The organism is Kutzneria chonburiensis (assembly GCF_028622115.1).
GTDB lineage: Bacteria > Actinomycetota > Actinomycetes > Mycobacteriales > Pseudonocardiaceae > Kutzneria > Kutzneria chonburiensis.
Window position 1 is genome coordinate 8349039 of sequence record NZ_CP097263.1, and the last position, 21894, is coordinate 8370932.

The 21894-nt window shown below is 71.4% G+C and carries 22 protein-coding genes; 7 read left to right on the forward strand and 15 right to left on the reverse strand.

Features of this window, described 5'->3' with window-relative positions:
• Positions 1 to 116 precede the first annotated feature (116 nt).
• The 3 genes from M3Q35_RS38940 to M3Q35_RS38950 all read left to right on the forward strand — a co-directional run bounded on the left by M3Q35_RS38940 (position 117) and on the right by M3Q35_RS38950 (position 3054).
• On the forward strand, positions 117 to 719 hold the full coding sequence (locus M3Q35_RS38940) for a hypothetical protein (RefSeq protein ID WP_273937563.1): 603 nt from the start codon (positions 117 to 119) through the stop codon (positions 717 to 719).
• Positions 710 to 1336, forward strand: coding sequence for a hypothetical protein (locus M3Q35_RS38945; RefSeq protein ID WP_273937564.1), 627 nt, complete (start codon positions 710 to 712; stop codon positions 1334 to 1336). Before M3Q35_RS38940 ends, M3Q35_RS38945 begins: the two co-directional genes overlap by 10 nt.
• 428 nt (positions 1337 to 1764) lie before the next feature.
• On the forward strand, positions 1765 to 3054 hold the full coding sequence (locus M3Q35_RS38950; protein ID WP_273937565.1) for a PhoH family protein: 1290 nt from the start codon (positions 1765 to 1767) through the stop codon (positions 3052 to 3054).
• Positions 3055 to 3120: 66 nt separating this feature from the next.
• Here the strand turns inward: M3Q35_RS38950 and M3Q35_RS38955 are convergent, their stop codons facing one another.
• The 6 genes from M3Q35_RS38955 to M3Q35_RS38980 form a co-directional block, all read right to left on the reverse strand.
• On the reverse strand, positions 3121 to 3891 hold the full coding sequence (locus tag M3Q35_RS38955) for an ABC transporter permease (protein ID WP_273937566.1): 771 nt from the start codon (positions 3889 to 3891) through the stop codon (positions 3121 to 3123).
• Positions 3888 to 4958, reverse strand: a complete 1071-nt coding sequence (locus tag M3Q35_RS38960) for an ABC transporter ATP-binding protein (RefSeq protein WP_273937567.1) — start codon at positions 4956 to 4958, stop codon at positions 3888 to 3890. Before M3Q35_RS38960 ends, M3Q35_RS38955 begins: the two co-directional genes overlap by 4 nt.
• 186 nt (positions 4959 to 5144) lie before the next feature.
• Positions 5145 to 6587 carry a GuaB1 family IMP dehydrogenase-related protein gene (locus M3Q35_RS38965; RefSeq protein WP_273937568.1) on the reverse strand — a complete coding sequence of 481 codons (1443 nt, stop codon included), beginning with the start codon at positions 6585 to 6587 and terminating at the stop codon, positions 5145 to 5147.
• A gap of 22 nt (positions 6588 to 6609) precedes the next feature.
• Entirely contained in the window at positions 6610 to 8121 is a 1512-nt protein-coding gene (locus M3Q35_RS38970) for an ATP-dependent DNA ligase (RefSeq protein WP_273937569.1), read from the reverse strand.
• 263 nt (positions 8122 to 8384) lie between these two features.
• Positions 8385 to 9614, reverse strand: coding sequence for an aminotransferase-like domain-containing protein (locus M3Q35_RS38975; RefSeq protein ID WP_273937570.1), 1230 nt, complete (start codon positions 9612 to 9614; stop codon positions 8385 to 8387).
• Positions 9615 to 9710: 96 nt separating this feature from the next.
• Positions 9711 to 9989, reverse strand: a complete 279-nt coding sequence (locus M3Q35_RS38980; RefSeq protein ID WP_273937571.1) for a hypothetical protein — start codon at positions 9987 to 9989, stop codon at positions 9711 to 9713.
• Positions 9990 to 10227: 238 nt separating this feature from the next.
• Between M3Q35_RS38980 and M3Q35_RS38985 the strand changes: the two genes are divergently transcribed.
• Complete coding sequence (locus M3Q35_RS38985; protein WP_273937572.1) at positions 10228 to 11157, forward strand: DMT family transporter; 930 nt, start codon at positions 10228 to 10230, stop codon at positions 11155 to 11157.
• Here the strand turns inward: M3Q35_RS38985 and M3Q35_RS38990 are convergent.
• Complete coding sequence (locus M3Q35_RS38990) at positions 11096 to 12493, reverse strand: class II fumarate hydratase (protein ID WP_273937573.1); 1398 nt, start codon at positions 12491 to 12493, stop codon at positions 11096 to 11098. The genes M3Q35_RS38985 and M3Q35_RS38990 overlap by 62 nt on opposite strands.
• Before the next feature lie 170 nt (positions 12494 to 12663).
• On the opposite strand from M3Q35_RS38990, the gene M3Q35_RS38995 reads away from it, so the two are divergent.
• A complete protein-coding gene (locus M3Q35_RS38995) occupies positions 12664 to 13653 on the forward strand; it encodes an NAD(P)/FAD-dependent oxidoreductase (protein WP_273937574.1) in 990 nt (329 codons plus the stop codon).
• Here the strand turns inward: M3Q35_RS38995 and M3Q35_RS39000 are convergent, their stop codons facing one another.
• Entirely contained in the window at positions 13654 to 14256 is a 603-nt protein-coding gene (locus tag M3Q35_RS39000; protein ID WP_273937575.1) for a L,D-transpeptidase, read from the reverse strand.
• Positions 14257 to 14372: 116 nt separating this feature from the next.
• Positions 14373 to 15419 carry a class II fructose-bisphosphatase gene (gene glpX / locus M3Q35_RS39005; RefSeq protein WP_273937576.1) on the reverse strand — a complete coding sequence of 349 codons (1047 nt, stop codon included), beginning with the start codon at positions 15417 to 15419 and terminating at the stop codon, positions 14373 to 14375.
• Positions 15420 to 15560: 141 nt separating this feature from the next.
• On the opposite strand from glpX, the gene M3Q35_RS39010 reads away from it, so the two are divergent.
• Positions 15561 to 16169, forward strand: coding sequence for a DUF4245 domain-containing protein (locus M3Q35_RS39010; protein ID WP_273937577.1), 609 nt, complete (start codon positions 15561 to 15563; stop codon positions 16167 to 16169).
• Here the strand turns inward: M3Q35_RS39010 and M3Q35_RS39015 are convergent, their stop codons facing one another.
• The 4 genes from M3Q35_RS39015 to M3Q35_RS39030 are packed head-to-tail and all read right to left on the reverse strand — an operon-like array spanning position 16170 to position 18620.
• On the reverse strand, positions 16170 to 16385 hold the full coding sequence (locus tag M3Q35_RS39015) for an exodeoxyribonuclease VII small subunit (RefSeq protein ID WP_273937578.1): 216 nt from the start codon (positions 16383 to 16385) through the stop codon (positions 16170 to 16172).
• A complete protein-coding gene (locus M3Q35_RS39020) occupies positions 16382 to 16774 on the reverse strand; it encodes a sugar ABC transporter substrate-binding protein (protein ID WP_337960646.1) in 393 nt (130 codons plus the stop codon). Before M3Q35_RS39020 ends, M3Q35_RS39015 begins: the two co-directional genes overlap by 4 nt.
• 44 nt (positions 16775 to 16818) lie before the next feature.
• Positions 16819 to 18066 carry an exodeoxyribonuclease VII large subunit gene (xseA, locus tag M3Q35_RS39025; RefSeq protein WP_273937580.1) on the reverse strand — a complete coding sequence of 416 codons (1248 nt, stop codon included), beginning with the start codon at positions 18064 to 18066 and terminating at the stop codon, positions 16819 to 16821.
• Positions 18063 to 18620: a lipid droplet-associated protein gene (locus M3Q35_RS39030; protein WP_273937581.1), complete on the reverse strand. Its 558-nt coding sequence runs from the start codon at positions 18618 to 18620 to the stop codon at positions 18063 to 18065. The genes xseA and M3Q35_RS39030 overlap by 4 nt, the downstream gene beginning before the upstream one ends.
• Positions 18621 to 18733: 113 nt before the next feature.
• Between M3Q35_RS39030 and M3Q35_RS39035 the strand changes: the two genes are divergently transcribed.
• Positions 18734 to 19702 (forward strand): 4-hydroxy-3-methylbut-2-enyl diphosphate reductase, encoded by a 969-nt coding sequence (locus M3Q35_RS39035; RefSeq protein ID WP_273937582.1) that lies wholly within the window; start codon positions 18734 to 18736, stop codon positions 19700 to 19702.
• A 226-nt stretch (positions 19703 to 19928) separates the two neighbouring features.
• Here the strand turns inward: M3Q35_RS39035 and M3Q35_RS39040 are convergent, their stop codons facing one another.
• On the reverse strand, positions 19929 to 20681 hold the full coding sequence (locus M3Q35_RS39040) for a DUF6542 domain-containing protein (protein WP_273937583.1): 753 nt from the start codon (positions 20679 to 20681) through the stop codon (positions 19929 to 19931).
• 217 nt (positions 20682 to 20898) lie between these two features.
• Entirely contained in the window at positions 20899 to 21870 is a 972-nt protein-coding gene (locus M3Q35_RS39045; RefSeq protein ID WP_273937584.1) for a DNA recombination protein RmuC, read from the reverse strand.
• Positions 21871 to 21894 lie beyond the last annotated feature (24 nt).

A 21894-nucleotide genomic window follows, 5' to 3' on the forward strand; every position in this document is an offset into this window, starting at 1 on the left:
GTGTCGAGGTGTAGCACGTTCCGGTGCTCTATCGGGTGAGTGCATTTCTCGGTCGGCAGTTTGCTCCGGACGGTGGTAGGTGCCGCCGCACGCCGCCGCCTAGGCTCGCAGTTCCCATGGAACTCCAGGTCGTGCGCGAATATCTGATGCTCGGGCTGCGAATGGACCGCCTGCTGCCCGGCGCGGTCGACGCGTACACCGGGCCGGCCCAGCTGCGGGCCGAGGTCGACGCCGAGCCCGTCCCCGATCCGGGGGAACTGTGCCGGCGCGCCGCCGAGCTGCGCCGGGCCGTGCCGGACGCGGCCCTGAGCCCGTCCCGCCGAGAGTTCCTCGCCGCCCAGCTGCTGGCCATGGAGACCACCTTCGCCCGGCTGGCCGGCCGGCCCATCGGCTTCGTCGCCGAGGTCGAGGCGTGTTTCCAGACGTCCATCGAGCTCGGTGACCAGGACGTCTACGCCCAGGCGCACCGGCAGCTGCGCCGCCTGCTGCCCGGCATCGGCTCACTGCGACGCAAGGTCGCGCGGTATCGAACGGGTGAGGAGATCCCGAAGGAGCGCACCGCTGACTGCGTACGGGCGCTGGCCGCCGACTTGCGCGCCCGCACGGCCTCGCGGTTCGGGTTGCCGGCGGGGAGTCCGTCGAGTACGAGATCGTCGACAACCGGGCGTGGAGCGGTTTCAACAGCTACCTGGGCGGCTTCCGGTCGCGGGTGTCGTTGAACGTGGCCCAGGGCCATCGGGTGTCGACCCTGGCCCATCTCGTGGCGCATGAGGCGTATCCGGGGCACCACACCGAGCACTGCCGCAAGGAGGCCGGCCTCATCCGCGTCGACGGGCACTGGGAGCAGAGCATGTTCGTGCTCAACACGCCGCAGTGCCTGGTCGCCGAGGGATTGGCCGAGCTCGGCGTGTACGCCGCCGTCGGGCCGCACTGGGGCGCATGGGCCACGTCCCTGTTCGGCGCGTGCGGGGTTCAGGTCGACGGCGAGCTGCTGGAAGCCGTCGACCTGGCGTCCACCACACTGCAAGCCGTCCGGCAGGACGCCATGCTGATGCTGCACGACCGGCACGCCGACGAGGACGAAGTTGCCGGCTACCTGTCGCGCTGGTTGCTGGTGCCCGAGTTCCGGGCTTACCGGCTGCTGCCGTTCCTCACCGATCCGCTGTGGCGGGCCTACACCACGACCTATGTGGAGGGCGCCCGGCTGGTGCGCCGCTGGCTGGCCGCTGGGGGATCGGTCGACGTGTCCACTCGGTACGCTCGAATGCTGGACGAGCCCCTGGTGCCGGCCGCACTTCGCGCAGAGCTGACAACTACCCCCGGTAGCCGTAAGTGATCGCCTTTTCGGTCCATTCCCGCAGGTCGGGACGGGTAAGTCGGGATTTTTCCGGTGATCGTCGATCTTGACTGTCCGTGCAAGTTCGATGACGACTGCGTGAATCACCTGTGTGGCAGCCTGCAAACAGGGGCACCCCGCAGGTAGCTTGCGAAGTGACGGGTCGTGTCCAATGCGGTCCGTCCCGGGAGGCCCTGGTCGTGACGGTGAGCGCGAGGGGGCCGGCACCCGGCCCTCTTGGGGCGGGAGCCTGACGCCGATGTCGGCGTCGGACGACCGTTCCAGCTGGGTGGTGTGCCTGGCCCATCGAGGGAAGCGGGTGCGGGTGCCGCACTCGCGAGGGAGTTGCCGTGACTGCACGACGTCCCGCCAGCCGTTCCTCAGGCTCTGCCCGTAGTGCCGCGAAAAGGCGCACAACCCCCACCTTCGTGCTCGACACCTCGGTCCTGCTGTCCGATCCGTGGGCGCTGACCAGGTTCGCCGAGCACTCGGTCGTGCTGCCGCTCGTGGTGATCTCTGAATTGGAGGGCAAGCGCAACCACCCCGAGCTGGGCTGGTTCGCCCGGGAGGCGTTGCGCCTCCTCGACGAGCTCCGCCTGCGGCACGGAAGGCTGGACTCCCCGGTCCCGATCGGTGACCAGGGCGGCACCCTGCACGTCGAGCTCAACCACACCGACCCGGAGGTGCTGCCCGCCGGTTTCCGCACCGACTCCAACGACGCCCGCATCCTGGCCTGTGCGCTGAATCTGAAGGCCGACGGGCTCGCGGTCACGTTGGTGACCAAGGACATGCCCTTGCGGGTCAAGGCCGGCGCGTGCGGCCTTGACGCCGACGAGTACCGGGCCCAGGACGTCACGCCGTCCGGGTGGACCGGCATGGCTGATCTGGAGGTCGACCAGGAGGTCATCGACACCCTCTACAAGGAGGGCAGCATCGAGCCGGCGCTGTTCGACGTCGGCGACGCCGCCGACTTCCCGTGCCACACCGGCCTGCGGCTGCTCTCCGGTTCCGCCTCGGCGCTGGGCCGGGTCACCGCAGACAAGCAGATCCGCCTCGTGCGTGGCGACCGGGAGGCCTTCGGGCTGCACGGCCGTTCCGCCGAGCAGCGCATCGCCCTCGACCTGCTGCTCGACCCCGAGGTCGGCATCGTGTCGCTGGGTGGCCGGGCCGGCACCGGCAAGTCGGCGTTGGCCCTGTGCGCCGGCCTCGAGGCCGTCATGGAGCGACGTCAGCACCGCAAGGTCGTCGTCTTCCGGCCGGTGTACGCGGTCGGCGGTCAGGAACTCGGCTACCTGCCCGGTTCCGAGAACGAGAAGATGGCGCCGTGGGCCCAGGCCGTTTTCGACACCCTCGGCGGCCTGGCCAGCAAGGACGTGCTCGACGAGGTTCTCGACCGCGGGATGCTCGAAGTCCTGCCCCTCACCCACATCCGGGGCCGGTCGCTGCACGACTCCTACGTCATCGTCGACGAGGCCCAGTCCTTGGAGCGCAACGTCCTGCTCACCGTGTTGTCCCGCCTGGGCACCAACTCCCGCGTCGTGCTCACCCACGACGTCGCCCAGCGTGACAACCTCCGGGTCGGCCGCCACGACGGCGTCGCCGCCGTCATCGAGAAGCTCAAGGGCCATCCCCTCTTCGCCCACGTCACCCTGACCCGCTCGGAGCGTTCGCCGATCGCGGCCCTGGTGACCGAGATGTTGGAGGACTACGCCAGCTGAGCCGTTGAACGGCCGGAGGCCCGGGACTTCACGTCCCGGGCCTCCGGCCGTTGTTCCAGCGGCTCCTCAGTCCAGCGCGCGGCGCATGAAACCCCGCACCCCGATCGCCCCGAACAGGCCGATCGCGCCCAGCATCACCAGCAGCGACACCCACAGCGCGATGTTCTGGCCGTTGGGCAGCAGAACCGCGCGCATCGCCTCGCTGGCGTAGGTCAGCGGGTTGAGCGCGCAGACCACCTTGAACCACAGCAGGTCGTCGTTCAGCGAGGACCACGGGAACTGGGTCGAGCCGGTGAACATCAGCGGGGTCAGGATGACCGCGAACATGATGTTGATCCGTCGCGGCGGCACCGAGGTGCCGACCACCATGCCGATCGCCGCGCCGGCCAGCGAGCCGAGGATCAGCACCACCAGCACCATCGGCAGGCTCGACGCCGGCCAGGTCAGGCCCAGGATGAGAAAGCCGATCGGGATCATCAGCACCGCCGCCAGCAGCCCCCGCAGCGCGCCGAACACCATTTTCTCGACTGCCACCATGGCGATCGGCATCGGCGCCAGCAGCCGGTCCTCGATCTCCCGCGTCCACGAGAAGTCCAGCACCAGCGGCAGCGTCGTGTTCTGCAGCGCGCCGAGGAAACCGTTGAGCGCCACCACTCCCGGCAGCAGCACCTGGGCGAAGTTGCCCTGCACGTAGCCGATCTGGGACAGCACCTTGCCGAAGATGAAGAGGGTGAAGAACGGCTGGATGATCACCTGGGCCAGAAAGCTCGGCAGTTCGCGCCCGGTGACGAAGATGTCCCGGCCGAGCACGGCGTTGAAGGTGCGCAGGGCCGTCACCGGAGTTCCCTTCCCGTCAGGTGGATGAAGACGTCCTCAAGGCTGGGCTTGCCCAGCGCCAGATCGCTTACCTCGCAGCCGAGTCCGCCCAGCGCATTCAGCGCCGACGGCAGCACCACCGCCGCCTCGAAGTCCGAGTACAGCCGGAACTGGTTGGCCTCCGGCGCGCCGTTCCGCGCCGCGCCGTTCGGCGCCCCGCCGGCGCCGGGCGCTCCGCCACCGGCCGTCCCGCCCCATGGCGGTGCGCCACCAGGGAATCCGCCGTTGCCCTCGGCGATCTGCTCGACCCGCTCCACACCGTCCACAGCGGACAGTTTCGCCGCCACCTCGGCGCCGGCCACGCCGCCGAGCGCGACCGTGAAGGTGATCGTCGTGCGCCCCGGCAACGACTTCGTCAACTCCGCCGGCGTGTCCAGCGCCAGCAGCTTCCCGTGGTCGACGATGCCCACCCGGTCGCACAGCTTCGCGGCCTCGTCCATGTCGTGCGTGGTCAGCACGACCGTGACCCCTTCGGCCTTCAGCTGCGCCACCCGGTCGTGCACGAACAGCCGCGCTTGCGGGTCCAGCCCGGTCGACGGCTCGTCCAGGAACATGATCTTGGGCCGGTGCATCAGCGCACGGGCGATCATCACCCGCTGCGCCTGCCCACCCGACAACGTGTCGATCGCCGCCTTCGCGTGGCCCGTCAGCCCCATCCGCTCCAGGATCTCGTCCGCCAGCCGCGTCCGCTCTCCCCGTGCCACCCCGTGATAGGCCGCGTGGAACAGCAGGTTCTGCTTCACGTTCAGCGACCGGTCCAGGTTGTTGCGCTGCGGCACCACCGCCAGCACCTGCCGGGCCCGTTGCGGGTCCGCCACCACGTCCACGCCGTGCACCAGCGCCCGCCCACCGGTCGGCAGCACCCGTGTCGTCAGCACCCCGACCGTCGTCGTCTTGCCGGCCCCATTCGGACCCAGCAAGCCGAACACCTCCCCGGCATGCACCCGGAACCCCAGGCCGTCCACCGCCGGTCGCGGACTCTTCCCGTACCGCTTGACCAGCTCTTCGACCACGACCGCGTCAGTCACCGCGCAACCCTAAGACCGCGTGTTTATGGGAGCAACCCACTTCTTTGCCACCGGCCGACCTCTGCACGATAAGGCCGTGAACAGGGCATCTGCCCGGCATCGGCCGCGCGCGGCATGCTTCTGCCGCACGGGCCGTCACTGCCAATGGCCGTGCCGGTATAGCCGCGCAGCCTCCGCGGCGGCGGCTCACCAACCGCCGGGCAGGGGGCGTCCCTCGGCGAAGCCCGCGGCGGACTGCACGCCCAGCACGACCAGCTCGTGGAACTCCTCCAGGCTGTGCGCACCGGCGTAGGTGCACGACGAGCGCACGCCGGCGCAGATCGAGTCGAGCAGATCCTCGACGCCCGGGCGCTGCGGGTCGAGCTGCATACGCGAGGTCGAGATGCCCTCCTCGAACAGGCCCTTGCGCGCCCGGTCGAAGGCGTTGTCGTTGCGCGTCCGCGCCCCGACGGCCCGCTTGGAGGCCATGCCGAACGACTCCTTGTACGGCCGGCCGGCCTCGTCGCGCTGGAGGTCGCCGGGCGACTCGTAGGTGCCGGCGAACCAGGACCCGACCATCACGCTGGACGCACCGGCGGCGAGCGCGAGCGCCACGTCCCGCGGGTGCCGCACGCCGCCGTCGGCCCACACGTGCTTGCCCAGCGCACGGGCCTGCGCGGCGCACTCGGCCACCGCGGAGAACTGCGGCCGGCCGACACCGGTCATCATCCGCGTGGTGCACATGGCGCCCGGCCCGACGCCGACCTTGATCACGTCGGCCCCGGCGTCCACCAGGTCCCGCACACCGGCCGCGGTGACGACGTTGCCCGCGACCACCGGCACCGAGCCCAGGTCGAGCTTGCGCACCGCCTGCAAGGCGCTGAGCATCTTCTCCTGGTGCCCATGCGCGGTGTCCACGACCAGCACGTCCACCCCGGCGTCGAGCAGCTCCGCGGCCCGGGCAGCGACATCGCCGTTCACCCCGGTCGCGGCCGCGACCCGGAGCCGCCCGGCGGCGTCCAGCGCGGGGGCGTAGATCTCCGCCCGCAGCGCCCCGACCTCGGTCAGCACGCCGGCCAGCCGGCCCTCGCCGTCCACGCCCAGCGCCACCTTGGTGGACCGACCGTGGAGCCGGTCGAAGACCTCCCGCGGCGCGGTGTCGATCGGCAGCGTCACCACGTCCGGATTGGCGACTTCGCCGACCCGCGTGAACCGGTCCACGCCGTGGCACGCGGCCTCGTCGACCACGCCCAGCGGCCGGCCGTCGACATCCACGACCACCACGGCCCCGTGGGCCCGCTTCGGCAGCAGGTTGACGGCGTCCGCGACCGCGTCACCGGCCCGCAGCACCAGCGGGGTGTCCCAGACCGTGTGCCGGGTCTTCACCCAGGCGGTGATCTCGGCGACCGCGTCCGGGGCCACGTCCTGCGGCAACACCACCAGACCGCCACGGCGGGCGACCGTCTCGGCCATGCGGCGGCCGGCCACCGCGGTCATGTTGGCCACCACGATGGGGATCGTGGCGCCGGAGCCGTCGGAAGTCGCCAGGTCCACGTCGAACCGCGACTCCACGGTTGACCGGCCGGGGACGACGAAGATGTCGTCGTAGGTGAGGTCGTACTGGGGCTCATGCCCGTCAAGGAAGCGCACGAGACTCCAGAATACGGATCCGTCAGCCGAGCAGCAGCGCTCTGACCTGATCGATGGTGTCGGCCTCGCTCACCTCCTTGTCCGGCCGGTAGCGCAGGACCCGCGCGAACCGGAGCGCCACACCGCCCGGATAGCGCGGGCTGACCTGCACACCGTCCAACTCGATCTCGACCACGATCTCGGGCCGCAGCTGCACGACCCACTCTCCGGAGTCGACCGCGATCTCCTGAAATGCCTTGGTCTGCCAGGCCAGCAGCTCGTCGGTGAGGCCCTTGAAGGTCTTGCCCACCATCACCGGCGGGCCGCCGTCCGGATCCCGGGCGCCGAGGTGCAGGTTGGAGAGATAGCCACGGCGACGGCCGTGTCCCCACTCCGCGGCCAGCACCACGAGGTCCAGGGTGTGCACCGGCTTGACCTTCTGCCACGACTTGCCGCGCCGGCCGGCCGCGTACACCGAGTCCAGCGCCTTGACCATCACCCCTTCGTGCCCGGCGGTGTGCGCCGCCGCGGCGATCTCCTCGGCCTGGCCGGCGTCCGGCTCCATCGCACCCGGAATGCGGAACGGCCCGGCGACCCGCTCCAGCGCGGCCAACCGGTCGCGCAGGGGCCGGTCGAGCAGGTCGTCACCGTCCAGGTGCAGGCAGTCGAAGTAGTAGGGCCGGAGCAACAGCTCCCGGGAGCTGGTCGCGCCGAACCTGCTCATCGTCTCCTGGAACGGACGTGGCCGGCCGTCGTCGTTGAGCGCCAGCGTCTCCCCGTCGAGCACGACCGACTCGCACGGCAGGCCGCGGACCTGCTCGACGAGTTCGGGCACACTCGCGGTGATCTCGCGCAGTGTCCTGGTGTAGACGTGCACCTCGGATCCCTTGCGGTGCACCTGGATTCGTGCGCCGTCGAGCTTGTACTCGACGGTGACGTCGCCCAGTTCGGCCAGCGCGGACTCCAGCGACTCCGCCGGCGAGGCCAGCATGGGCCGGATCGGCCGGCCGACCTCGAGCCCGAACGCGGCAAGCGCCGCCGCGCCACCGGATCTCGCCTGCTCGGCCGTGGTGTGCAGCCGACCGCTGAGCATGAACGCCCGGCGGACAGCGTCCACCGGCACGTCGAACGCGGCGGCGACGGCGTCGGTCATCACTCCTTCGAGTGCGCCCTGCCGGAGTTCACCGGTGAGCAGCCGGAGCAGGAAGTCCTGTTCCGGCGCCGTCGCGCGGGACAGCGCGGCGGTCAGCAGCTCGCTGCGGCGCTGGGTCGAGCCCTTGCCACTGGTGGCGGCAACCTGCGTGAGCAACTCGTCGACGTCGAGGATGGTGAGGTCCGGTTCCGCGGCGGCGGGGACCTCGATCGAGACCAGCGTGCGCCAGCCGGCACCGACCTTGCCCTGCCTGGGCAGGCCGACCAGGAACGCGGTGGCCGCTTCGACCTCGTGCGGGTCGTCGAGCTGTCGCAGCAGCTCGCTGAGGGCGGCCACCTTCGCCAGCCGGGACCGGGTCGCGGTCACGGCTGCTGATGTCGAGACGACGTCGGCGAAGCGCATGGGCCCATCTTGCGCCGACCCACCGACAGTTTCATGCCGCGCGTTCCGCGCGGGGCGAGTCGGCACCGGCGCGGACTCGCGATTACCCGGCGAGGGCAGCTACATCCGCGATCAAGTCCACCGCTGCCCGGAGTCGATCCGGTCCCAGCGACGCGTAGCCGACGACCAGACCCGGGTAGGGCACTATCCGTCCACTCGGGACGTACCCGGACAGTGCGAACACATTGATCCCGCTCGCGGCGAGTGCCTGCTGGAGCGCGAGGTCATCCGTGCCGTCCGGCAGCCGCAGCACCACGTGCAGTCCCGCCGCCACACCGACGGCCCGCCATGAGGGCAGCCGTTCCGCGACTGCTACGAGCAACGCGTCGCGACGACGCCGGTAGAGCGCCCTGGTCCGCCGCAGGTGCCGTTCGTACCCACCCGTCCGCAGCAGGTGGGTGAGGGCGGCCTGGGGGATCGGGCTCCCCGAGGTCGTTGTAGTGCTTGGCGTCGATGACGGCCGGGCGCAGCCCGGGTGGCGGGATGAGCCAGCCGATCCGCAGTGCCGGCGACAGCACTTTGCTGACGCTGCCGAGGTAGGCGACGTGCGCCGGGTCCAGTGCCTGCACCGCGCCCATGGCGTGCCGGTCGTACCGGTGCTCGGCGTCGTAGTCGTCCTCGAGGATCAGGCCGTCACGCTCACGGGCCCACGCGATCAGTGCCCGCCGGCGGTTGGGGCACAACACGACGCCGAGCGGGAACTGGTGCGCCGAGGTGACCTGGACGACCCGGCAGTCGGTCGCGGCCAGCTCGTCGACCCGGATGCCGAGGTGGTCGACGGGGATCGGGACCGGGCGCAGGCCGTGGGCCGCGAAGAGCTCGGCCTGGCCGAGGTGGCCGGGGCACTCGACGGCGATACTGGTGTGGCCGGCGGCCCGCAGCACGCGGGCGATCAGGCCCATGCCCTCGGCGACGCCGTGGGTGACCACGACGTCGTCGGGACCGGCCGCTACGGCCCGCACCCGGCCCAGGTAGCCGGCCAGCTCGGCCCGGAGCGCGGGCAGTCCCGCGTAGTCGGGGTAGCCCAGCGCGTCGTCGGGCAGCTCGGCCAGGCCGGCCTTGGTGGCCGCGACCCACTCGGCCCGGGGGAACGCCCCCAGGGCCGGGATGCCCGGCCGCAGGTCGTAGCGCCAGCGGACCGGTCGGCTGGGCGCGGTGGCCGCGGGCGCGGTGCCGCACACGGTGTCGGCCACCGTGGTGCCGGAGCCGTGCCGGGCGACCAGGTAGCCCTCGGCGATCAGCTGGGCGTATCCGGCGGTGACGGTGCCTCGGGCCAGCCCGAGCTGGCCGGCGAGGTCGCGGCTGGACGGCAACCGGGTGCCTGGCCGCAGGCGGCCGGTTCGGATCGCCTCGCGCAGGGCCGACTCGAGGGCTCGACCGCGGGTGCGTGCCGGCTCGGCCGAGACGGCGGGGAGCAGCAGCTCACGGGTTGACGCTGTCGTGTTCGAGGTCATGAATACGGCGGTCCGCCGCCGGGCGGTGGTCGGTCGACTGGGCTCACCCGTCGAGCATGCCCGACAACCACCCGCCGGCTAAGGCCCGCACGTTGCTCACGCGGCCGCCTGCGCGCCGGACACCAGCGCGTGGCCGGCCGTGGTCAGCACGGCCGGCACCCGCTGGCCGGGCGTGCCCGGCTGGCTCGGGCGGACCAGGCCCTCGTGCGCAAGCACGTGGGCGGTGAACTGGTCGCAGCACGGCACGCCGTCCACGAACAGATCGGGCTCGGCGCTGCAGCTGACCTGGGCCCGGCCGGCGGCGACGGCACGCAGCATGGCCAGCACGCGGTGGCTGGCCACGGGCGGTTCTGAGGTCGCGAGCGGTGTGGTCATGTCAGTCCTCCCAGTGCGGTGGCCGCCGTGTGATGGCAGCCACACCCCCATCAAGCAAGAGCGCGAACCGGTCGCCGAGATGCCCTGAACCCATGGTCAGTCATGGCGACGTGGCCGACGCTCGAACGGCCGCACTGCGCGAACTCGCCGGCCGCACTTGGCGAACTCGGAAAGTGGTCCGCCAAGCCGGGGTTCAAGTGGTGTAGGTACGCGGACCAGTTGCCCGCAGACTGGGGATATGGCGAACACGGGGGACATCAGGGCGGTCGCGTTCGGCGGGGGCAGCATCCTGCTGGTCGGCGCATCCTTCCCGGTGACCGGGCTGCTCCAGGGCTACCCGGTGCTGTCCGGGCAGGCGATCCGGTACGCGATCGGCGGCCTGATCCTGCTGGGTGTGCTGCTGGCCCGCGGCCGACGGCTGCCGATGCCGGGCGTGCGCGACCTGGCCGGCATTCTCGGCATGGTCGTGGCCGGCATGCTCGGCTTCAACGCGGCCATCCTGGTCGCCGAGCGCTACGCCACGCCGGGTTTCGTCACGGCCGTGGTCGGCTGCACGCCGCTGGTGCTGGCGATCGCGGTGCCGATGCTGGGCCGGCGACGGCCGGCGATCGCGGCCGTCCTCGGTGCGGCGGTGGTGGTCGGCGGTGTCGCCGTGCTCACCGGCGGCGGTTCGTGGCACGGGCCGGGTCTGCTGCTGGCCTTGGCGTGCATGGCCGGCGAGGTGCTGTTCACGTTGTGCGGCATCGGACCGGTGCAGCGGTTAGGTGCGATGGAGACGTCCACGTGGGCCAGCTTCATCGCGGCTGTCGCGGGCGCCGGCATCGCGACCGTGGTGGACGGTGGCGCCGCGTGGCGGCTGCCGACGCCGACCGAGGGAACGGCATTGGTGGTGCTGGGCGTGTTCGTCACGGCCGTGGCGTTCACCGGCTGGTACACGTGCGTGGCCACGATCGGCGCGGACCGAGCGGGCGTGCTGGTCGGGCTGATGCCGGTGTCCGGGCTCGTCGTCTCGGTGCTGCTGCACGCACAGCCGCTGACCGTCACGGCGGTGGTGGGTGCAGCCGCCGTCGCCGCCGGCTGCACCCTCGGCCTGTACCGGCGCCGGGTCAGCGACCGCCGCGCGCCATCCGAAGCACGTCCAGAGCTTCGTCCAGCTGCTCGACGGTGATCCTGCCGGCGTCCACGTGCCCGCGGGCCAGCACGACCTCGCGGATGGTGCGCCGCTCCTTCAACGCCTGCTTGGCGATCGCCGCCGCCTCCTCGTAGCCGAGGTAGCGGTTCAACGGCGTCACCACCGACGGCGAGGACTCGGCGTACTCCCGCATGCGGTCCGCGTCGGGCACCGCGCCGGCGATCACCTTGTCCGCCAACAGCCGCGCCACCGCGGCGAGCAGCCGGGCCGACTCCAGCACGTTGCGGGCGATCACCGGCAGCATCACGTTGAGCTCGAAATTGCCCTGGGTGCCGGCGAAAGCCACCGCGGCGTCGTTGCCGATCACCTGGGCGACGACCATCATCGTCGCCTCCGAGATCACCGGGTTCACCTTGCCCGGCATGATCGACGAACCCGGCTGGAGATCGGGCAGCGCCAGCTCGGCCAGGCCGGTGCGCGGCCCGGAGCCCAGCCAGCGGAGGTCGTTGGCGATCTTGAACAGCGACACCGCGACGGTGCGGAGCTGGCCGGAGATCTCGACCACGCCGTCCCGGCTGGCCTGCGCCTCGATGTGATCCCGGGCCTCGGTCAGTGGAAGTCCGGTCAGCGAAGCCAGTTCCGCCGCCACCGCGGCGCCGAAGCCCTCGGGCGCGTTGAGCCCGGTGCCGACGGCGGTGCCGCCGATCGGCAGCTCGCCCAGCCGCGGCAGGCTGGCCTGGAGCCGCTCGACGCCGTAGGCGACCTGCGACGCCCAGCCGCCGGCCTCCTGCCCGAGCGTGATCGGCACGGCGTCCATCAGGTGGGTACGGCCCGACTTCACCAGGGAGTCCCACTCGGCGGCCCGCTTGCGCAGCACGGCGACCAGGTGTTCCAGCGCCGGCACGACATCCCGCACCACGGCCTCGGTCGCGGCGACGTGGATGGTCGTCGGGAAGGTGTCGTTGGACGACTGGGAGGCGTTCACGTGGTCGTTGGGATGCACGTCACGGCCGAGCGCCCGGGTGGCCAGGGTGGCGATCACCTCGTTGGCGTTCATGTTCGACGAAGTGCCCGAGCCGGTCTGGAACACGTCGATCGGGAAGTGCGCATCCCACGTGCCCTCGGCGACCTCGTCGGCCGCGGCCACGATCGCGTCGGCCAGGTCCGCCGGCAGCACGCCGAGCTGCTTGTTCACGGTCGCGGCGGCCGCCTTGAGCAGGCCCAGCGCCCGGATCTGTGATCGCTCAAGGCCCCGTCCGGAGATCGGGAAGTTCTCCACGGCTCGCTGCGTCTGCGCCCGCCACAGCGCCTCGGCCGGGACCTTGACCTCGCCCATCGTGTCGTGCTCGATCCGGTACTGCTGCTCACCCATAGTTCGAGTCTGGACCTACAAGCCGACGGCGGCAGCGTGGCGTGCGGCACCCCCTGAGTTGATCCCCCTGATTCCCGCGAGGACCTGACGCGCCCGGCGCGAACCGCACTAGAGTCGGCAGTGTTCGCGATCACTGCCTCCCACCACAGGCGGAAAGCGGGGCCAGAGCGATGAGTTCTCCGGACGACATCGAGGTCGATCTCCTGGTGGTCGGCGCGGGCCCGGTCGGCCTGTTCGCCGCCTACTACGCCGGCTTCCGCGAGCTGTCCACCGCACTGGTGGACGCGCTGCCCGAGCCCGGCGGCCAGGTCACCGCGATGTACCCGGAGAAGATGATCTTCGACGTCGCCGGCTTCCCGGCGGTGCGCGGCCGCGACCTGATCAACGCGCTGGTCGAGCAGGCCGCGCAGTGGAAGCCCCGCTACCTGCTGGGCCGCCAGGCCCGCACCGTGGAGAACACCGACAACGGCCTGGACGTCGGCCTGGCCGACGGCACGACCGTCCGTGCCGGCGCGGTGCTCATCACCGCCGGCATGGGCGAGTTCAACCCCCGCCCGCTGCCCGCCGGCGACGGCTGGGTCGGCAAGGGCGTCGTGTACTTCGTGCCTTCGCTGGAGGCGCACCTCGGCCAGGACGTGGTGATCGTCGGCGGCGGCGACTCGGCCTTCGACTGGGCGCTGGCGCTGCACCCGATCGCCAACAGCGTCACCCTCGTGCACCGGCGGGCGGCCTTCCGTGCGCACGCCGCGACCGTCACGAAGGTGCGCGAACTGGGCGTGCCGATCATCACCGACGCGCAGGTCACCGAGCTGCGTGGCGGCGACAACGGCCTGCTCGCCGAGGTGGAGATCGAGGTCAAGGGCGGCGGCCGCAAGGTGCTGCCCGCCCACACGGCGGTCGCGGCGCTGGGCTTCACGGCCGACCTGGGCCCGATCGAGTCCTGGGGCCTGGAGCTGGACCATCGGGCGGTGTCGGTCGACACGACCATGCGCACCGCGCGGGAGCGCGTCTACGCCGCCGGCGACGTCGCCACGTACCCGGGCAAGGTCAAGCTGATCGCCACCGGCTTCGGCGAGGCCGCGACCGCGGTCAACAACCTCGCCGTGATGCTGAACCCCGAGGCGCACCTGTTCCCCGGGCACTCCAGCAACGAAGGCTGATCAGGCCACGACCTGGACCGGGTCGCCGACGTCCAGCGTCGCGTAGAACTTGGCCGACGCCGCCAGCGTCAGGTGCACGCAGCCGGCCGACGGCCGGCTCAGGCTGCCCTCGTGGAAGGCGATGCCGCCGGGCGCGAAGAACACCGAGTTCTCCATCGGCGCGTCGTTGAACTCGCTGCTCTTGTGGTGCTTGTCCTTCCACTCCACGTGGAAGAAGCCGACCGGGGTCGGCTCGGACGCCTTGCCCGGCATCATCGGCACCGGCCCGTAGACGACCTTGCCGTCGATGATCAGCCACGCCTGGCCGGTGCTCTTGCTCACGCAGGCCGCCATGGTGGCCAGGCACGGCGTGCCCGGCGCCTTGCCGACCGGCTTGGGCTTGGTCGTCGTGGTCGTCGGCGGCACCGTCGTGGTGGTGGTGGTCGGCGGGGGAGTGGTGGTCGTGGGCACGACGGTGGTGGTCGTGGTTGTCGTCGTGGTCGCGCTGGCCGAGGTGCTCACCGGCGAGGCGTTCGAGGCCAGGTCGACCCCGGTCGAACACGCCGCCATCAGCCCGGCAACCCCGACCGCGGCCAGCGCCAGCACGATTCTGCTCACCCGCACGGACTTCTCCCCTGCAAACCCCGGACACAACACCGATCACCAGCAACGACGCGACACTGTATGCGGGGGTTGCGACGAGATTTCCGTTAGTTGATAACGGTTGGGCCTCCGGTTGGCTACGGCAGCGGCGGCAGGGCCTCGGCGTCGCCCAAACGGCCGAAGTCGATCGTCGAGTACTCGCGCAACTTGGTCAGCCGGTGGAAGCCCTCGATCACCCGCACCGTGCCGGACTTGGACCGCATCAGGATGGAGTGCGTGGTGCAACCGCCGGCGCGGTACTGCACGCCGCGCACCAGGCTGCCGTCGGTGACGCCGGTGGCGCAGAAAAACACGTTGTCCCCGCGCACCAGGTCTTCCGTGGTGAGCACGCGGCTCAGGTCGTGCCCGGCGTCGAGCGCCTTCTGCCGCTCCGCCTCGTCACGCGGCCACAACCGGCCCTGGATGGCGCCGCCCATGCACTTCATGGCGCACGCCGTGATGATGCCCTCGGGCGTGCCGCCGATGCCCAGCAGCAGGTCGACACCCGTGCCCGGACGGGCCGCCGAGATCGCGCCGGCCACGTCGCCGTCGGCGATGAAGTGGATCCGGGCGCCGGCCTCCCGGACCTCCTTGACCAGCTGTTCGTGGCGCGGCCGGTCGAGGATGCACACCGTCACGTCCTCGACGTCGCTGTGCTTGGCCCGCGCCACCCGGCGGATGTTCTCCGCCACCGGCGCGGTCAGGTCGATCACGTCCGCGGCCTCCGGGCCGGTGGCGATCTTCTCCATGTAGAACACGGCCGACGGGTCGTACATCGCGCCCCGCTCGGCGACGGCCAGCACGGCCACGGCGTTCGGCATGCCCTTGCTCATCAGCGTGGTGCCGTCGACCGGGTCCACGGCCACGTCGCAGTCGGGCCCGTCGCCGTTGCCGACCTCCTCGCCGTTGAACAGCATGGGCGCCTCGTCCTTCTCGCCCTCGCCGATCACGACCACGCCGCGCATCGACACCGTGCCGATGAGCTTGCGCATGGCGTCGACGGCCGCGCCGTCGCCGCCGTTCTTGTCGCCCCTGCCCACCCAGCGGCCGGCGGCCATCGCGGCGGCCTCGGTCACGCGGACCAGCTCCATCGCGAGGTTGCGGTCGGGCGCCTCCGGCGTTCGCCGGGGCTCGGTGGTGGTCATGGCGGCCTCCCTGTTCTGCTCGTGGCAGGACTACCCGGAAATCCTCGCAGATCACCCGCTCCGGACCGGTCCGTGATCGATTCCGCGGTGAGAAACAGCACCCGGTGCGACCAGGTCCGGCCAGCTTGAGACGATGGCCGGGTGTCCGACTCGCCCACCCCGTCCCCGCAGCGCTCCCGCGGCTCGCAGACCGCCCGCGACATGCTGCTGTCGCTGGCCGCGCTGCTGCTGATCCTGCTCGCGGTGCTGGGCTTCAGCCGGGGCTGCTCGTTCAGCCCGGGCGGGCCGACCATCGACACCAGCGCGGTGCCGACGGTCGACGTGCACAGCGCCCTGAGCGGCATCGCCAACGGCGTGGACGTGCCCGTACGCGAGCCGAAGCTGCCGGCCAGGTGGCGTGCCAACTCGACCGACACGATCTCCATCGGCACCGGTGACCAGGCCCGGCCGGTGGTACGGGTCGGCTGGCTCACACCCAGCGGCTACCTGCGCCTGTCGCAGACCCAGGGCGCGGCCCGCGACCTGATCGCCTCCGAGACCGACGACCCGAAGTCCGAGCCGGCCGCGACCGGCACCATCGACGTCGAGGGCGTCAACTGGACGATCTACCCGGCCCGGCGCAGCGAGACCTCCTGGCTGGCCAGCGTCGGCGGCGTCCGGCTGTTGATCTCCGGCAACAGCAAGGACGCCGACTTCCGGACACTGGCGCAGGCCGTGCAGACGGCAACGCCACTGCCCAAGAAGCCCTGACTAACCCTCGGCCACGTCCTCTTCGACAACGGCCAGCGCCGTCTCGACCCGCTGCCGGGCACCGGCCAGGTGCCCTTCGCAGACCTTGGCCAGTGCCTCGCCGCGCTCCCACAGCGCCAGCGAGTCCTCCAACGACAGCCCGCCGGCCTCCAGCTTGCGGACGACCTCGGCCAACTCGTCGCGCGCGGCCTCGTAGCCGAGCGTCGGTTCCGTCATGACGCGCTGGTTCCCATCTGGCTCTGCACCCGGACCACAACCGCCGCGACGGCCTGGTCGTACCCGACGAACGCCTCGGCGAACTCGGCGCCGTCGCCGTCCTGCGCCGCCTCGCCGATGCGGTCCTCGGCATCGGCCACGCGACGCCGGTGCACCGAACCGTCGCCGTACCACCACTGCGTCCCCACATAGACCGAGGCGGCCTCGGTCAGTTCATGGAGACGCGAGGGTAACGCCCGGCGGCCGGGGTAGTCGCAGCCGGCGAGCATCGCGGTCCAGGTGTCGACCGCGGCGGCGTTGGCGGCCTCGGCGCAGTACTGCACGACCCGTGCGCCACGGGTCTGCTCGGACTGGTCGGGGTTGTCGGCCGCCGCTCTCGCCGTGGCCACCGTCAACGGGAGGAATGTGGGCTCACGCGCCGGGTATGGCACCCCTACCTCCGCTCACGGGTGTCGTCGTCGGGCACGACGGCACGGATCGCCCCGTCAACGAGCCGCACCCGCAGTTGCGTTCCCGCCGGGGCGTCGTCGACGGTCCGGAGCACCGAAGTGGCCCCGTCCTCGGCCACGCTCTGCACCACGGCGTATCCACGGGCCAGCGTGGCGGCTGGTCCGAGGGTCGTCAAGCGTGCGCGAACGGCTGATTGGGCGCGTTCCTCGGTCGTGATCAGGGATTTGATCTCCCGACGGCCGCGGTCGCGCAGCGCCGTCACGTCGTCGGAGCGCCGCTGCAACGGCGTCAGCGGATCGGCCAGCACGGGACGGCTGCGCAGGGCGTCCAGCAGCCGCCGCTCGCGGTCCACCCAACCGTGTAGCGCCCGGCGGGTGCGGTCGCGTAGCTGGCGGATGCGCTGCGTCTCCTCGGCGACGTCCGGCACGACCCGCTTGCCGGCATCGGTCGGCGTGGAACACCGCAGGTCGGCGACGTGATCCAGTAGCGGGGTGTCCGGCTCGTGGCCGATGGCGCTGATCACCGGCGTGCCGCAGGCCGACACCGCCCGGCACAGCGTCTCGTCGGAGAACGGCAGCAGGTCCTCGACGCTGCCGCCGCCGCGGGCGATCACGATGACATCCACCTCGGGATCAGCGTCCAAAGTCTTCAACGCCGTCATCACCTGCGGCACCGCCGTCGTGCCCTGCACGGCCACGTTGATCACCCGAAAGTGTGCCGCCGGCCAGCGGCCGCGGGCGTTGGTCAGCACGTCCCGCTCGGCGGCCGATGCCCGCCCGGTGATCAGGCCGATCGTGCGCGGCAGGAACGGCAGCGGCCGCTTGCGGCGCGGGTCGAACAGGCCCTCGGCGGCCAGCAGCCGGCGCAGGCGCTCGATACGGGCCAGCAGCTCGCCGATGCCGACCGCGCGGATCTCGTCCACGCGCAGGCTCAGCGTGCCGCGGCCGGTGTAGTAGCTGGGTTTGCCATGGACCACCACGCGGCTGCCGTCGGTCAGTGGCGGCTCCATGCCCCGGACCAGCTGGGTCGAGCACGTCACGGAGATCGACACGTCCGCGCTGGTGTCTCGCAGCGTGAGAAAGGCGGTGGCGGTGCCCGGGCGGGCCGAGATCTGGGTGACCTGCCCCTCGACCCAGACGGCGCCGAGTCGGTTGATCCAGTCGGCGATCTTGCGGGTGACCGTGCGCACCGGCCAGGGCTGCTCAGCGGTGGTCGGACCGGGCGCGGTCACGAGTTGGTGTTCTCCTGGGCCCGTACGGTGGCGATACGCCTGGTCAGCATGCCCAGATAGGCCGGCCGGGCGGCGTGCTCGCGCTCGTAGGCCTCCAGCTCTTCCAGGTCACTCAGCGTGAGCCGGCGCAGCCGGGCCCGCAGCTGCGGCACCGACAGCTCGTCGTACTCCGGCAGCGAGGCCGGGCCGCCCGCGGCGATCTCGTCGTCAGCGTTGTCGGCGTCGTCACTGTCGTCGTGCTCGGAGACCGCGCGCTCCTCCTCCAGCCACGGATCGATGTCCGGGGTCTGAGTCGCGGCGGGCGGGTCGTCATCCTCGTCGAACGTCGCCCATTCGGGGGTTTCCTCGACCGGACGCAGCGAGGCCAGCGCGTCGTCACCCTTGATCGCCAGCTCGGTGACCCGCTGCTGCACCCGCATGGACAGCTGTAGCGCCTGGCTCACCACCGTCACCGGGAGGCCGGTGAGCTGCTCCGGGAGCTTGCGGGCCTGCTCGACCGCGGTGACCGCGAGTCCGGCGGCGATGCGCACCGGCAGCGGCAGTGACGACTTCATGGCGTCTAGCCTGCCCCAGTCGGCCCCTTCTGCACAGTTCTGCGTGGCGAACGGGTGACGAAACGAACGCCGCTCACCCGAAGTGGTCGTCCGGCCGCCGCTACCCTTGGACCATGACCCCGTCGAGCCCAGCTGCTGACCGGCCCAAGCGCGTCTTCCTCGCGAAGCCCCGCGGCTACTGCGCGGGCGTGGACCGTGCGGTCGTGACCGTGGAGAAGGCGCTGGAGACCTACGGCGCCCCGGTGTACGTGCGCAAGGAGATCGTGCACAACAAGTACGTCGTGGAGACCCTCCAGGACCGCGGCGCGATCTTCGTCGACGAGACCGACGAGGTGCCCGAGGGCGCACTCGTGGTGTTCTCCGCACACGGAGTGTCACCGGCCGTCCACGAGGAGGCGGCCGAGCGCAACCTGCGCACGATCGACGCCACCTGCCCGCTGGTGACCAAGGTCCACCAGGAGGCCAAGCGCTTCGCCCGTGACGACTACGACATCCTGCTGATCGGCCACGAGGGGCACGAAGAGGTCGAGGGCACCGCCGGCGAGGCGCCCGAGCACGTGCAGCTGGTGGACACCGCCGAGGACGTGGCCAAGGTCGAGGTCCGCGACCCGTCCAAGGTCATCTGGCTGTCCCAGACCACACTCTCGGTCGACGAGACCATGATCCGTGTCGAGCAGCTCAAGCAGCGCTTCCCGGATCTGCAGGCGCCGCCGAGCGACGACATCTGCTACGCGACGCAGAACCGCCAGGTCGCGGTGAAGGCGATGGCCCCCGAGTGCGACCTGGTGATCGTGGTCGGCTCGCAGAACTCGTCCAACTCCAAGCGGCTGGTCGAGGTCGCGCTCCAGCACGGGGCGCAGGCCTCGTACCTGATCGACTACGCCAAGGAGATCAACGAGGAGTGGCTGGACGGCGTCCGCACGGTCGGCGTGACCAGCGGCGCATCCGTGCCGGACATCCTCGTGCACGAGGTGCTGGCCTACCTCGCCGAGCGTGGCTGGGGCGAGGTCGAGGAAGTCACCACCGCCAACGAGAAGATCGCCTTCCAGCTGCCGCGTGAGCTCCGCAAGGATCTTGTCTGAGCTATTGGCGCCGCCTCCGGCGTCGCGGCTCGGCCCCTCGTGACCGGTGCCTCGCCCTTGCCGGATTTAGCCCGCCGCATCGGCTCGGGTGGGCGGGCGCGTTCGGTGGCGGCGGGCGAAATCTGCCAACCGTGCGAAGCACCGGCGGGGCCTCGCTAAACCTGGCTGACACGAAAGCGCCGTTCGTTGCATGAAACGCAACGAACGGCGCTTTCGTGTCACAGGCTCAGTACTCGTCGTCCGGGCGACGGGGCCGGCGCGGCGGAGGCTGCGGCGGACGGCCCTGACCACCTGCGGGACGGCCACCACCGGCGCCGCCACCACGGCCCGGCGCGGCCGGACGCGGCGGCATGCCACCACGCTGACCACCGCCACCACCAGGCGCGGGCGGTCGGCCACCGGGAGCGCCACCACGGTTCGGCGGCACCTGCCGCTGCGGGGGCGGAGGCTGCTGGCGGTCCCGGTCCATGCGTTCACGGTCCCGCCCGGGCGGTGGCGTCGGACGCGAGCGTGCGCCGGCCGGCCGCGGGGCCTCACGGCGCGGCGGCTCGCGGTCGTCACGACCGGCCGAGTCGCGGCGCACTGACCGGACCGGCGGCGGGAAGTCGTCGTCCTCGCCCGGCTTGGGCTTGCGCTGCAGGATCAGCCGCACCGCGCCGATCACCACGGTGAGCACGGTGGCGATGGCCATGACCGGGAAGTTGCCGATCAGCGGCGGGCCGATCGCGATCGCCTTGGCGGCAAGGCCGCTGCTGGCACCGCCGGCGAACAGCCCCAGCACCACACCGGCCACGATGATCATGATCAGCGGGGGCTGGACCATGGGGCCGAACAGGCTGCGCCGTCGCACGAACGTCACGGCCAACACGCAGCCGATCGTGTACAGCACCTGGAACGGCAGTCCCAGTGTCTTGTTCGTCAGCTCGTCGAACAGCGCGCCGACCGCGGTCAGGGCGAGCGCCGTCAACACCGCCCCCACCAGGGCATGGCCCGTGAGCCGAAGGCCGGCGCGTCCCCCCATGAGGCGGGCCCCGGCTCGGTGTCAAGATCGCTTCGGCGATCGCGCGTGGCGGTCACGAGACGACACGGTAGCCCGTTTGTGTCGCGAAGCTTGTGAACGCTCCGTGAGAAGCAGTGGCAGTCACCCCTACGGGCTGCCGACAGTGCCCGTATGAGCGGGCAAAACCCTCAGTTGATCACCCTCCGTCCGATGTTTGCTCGGCGTTAAGCGGCTCGGCCATCGGGGTAAACGGGCCGGCCGTGACCTCATCCGCACGACGCACGGTCGTCAGCGGCGTCGGGCTGCCGGCCGCGTCGGTCAGCGGCTGCACGGCGCCCCGGAACCCCTCCAGCGCGTCCAGCTCGCGGCGCCGGGCCGACAGGAAGCGCTGGAGGTGGGTGCTGGACAGGTTCACGGAGTCGATCGCCGTGTTGGCTGCCCGGTGCGCCGCCGCGGCCTGGCTGCGGACCTGCTCCACGTCGGCCGCGATGGCCCGCTCCGTCGCCGCGAACAACGCCGCCGAGGCCAGCACCGCGAAGCCGGTCGGTCCGCACAGGAAAACCCGCCGGTCCAGCAGCCAGCGCAGCAGGTCGGGGTCGGTGTCCATGGCCGCGACCACCGCCGCGTCCGACGGCACGAACATGACCGTGCCGTAGATGGCGTCGGCCCAGCGGGAGTAGCCCTTGCCAGCCAGTTCCGCCGCCCTGGACCGGATGTTGCGCACGTGCACGCGCAGCGCGTCGGACCGCTCGTCGGCGTCGTCGGTCTCCATCGCCTCGGCCCACACGACCATGCTCATCTTGGAGTCGACGGGCACCTGCCGGCCGCCGCCGACCGCCAGCACCATGTCCGGGCGGACCACGCCGCCGCCGGCCAGGTCCGTCTGCAAGGTGAAGTGCAGTCCCTCGCGCAGCCCAAGGGTGCGGGCCGTCTCCACGAGCACCTGCTCGCCGAGTTCACCCCTTCCGGTGATGGAGGAGAACGCCACCTCGTACCGGCGCAGCGTCGCCTGCTGCCGGTCGAACCGGGCCCGCTCGGCCTCGACCACGGCGAACGCCGCGTCGGTCCGACGCACGCTGTCCTGGTACAACCGCCACAGCAGCACCAGGCCACCGGCCAGCAACAGGGCCAGCACGATCGCCGCGGTGCTGATCACTTCCGCACTCACGACCCCCACAGTGCCATCAGCCCC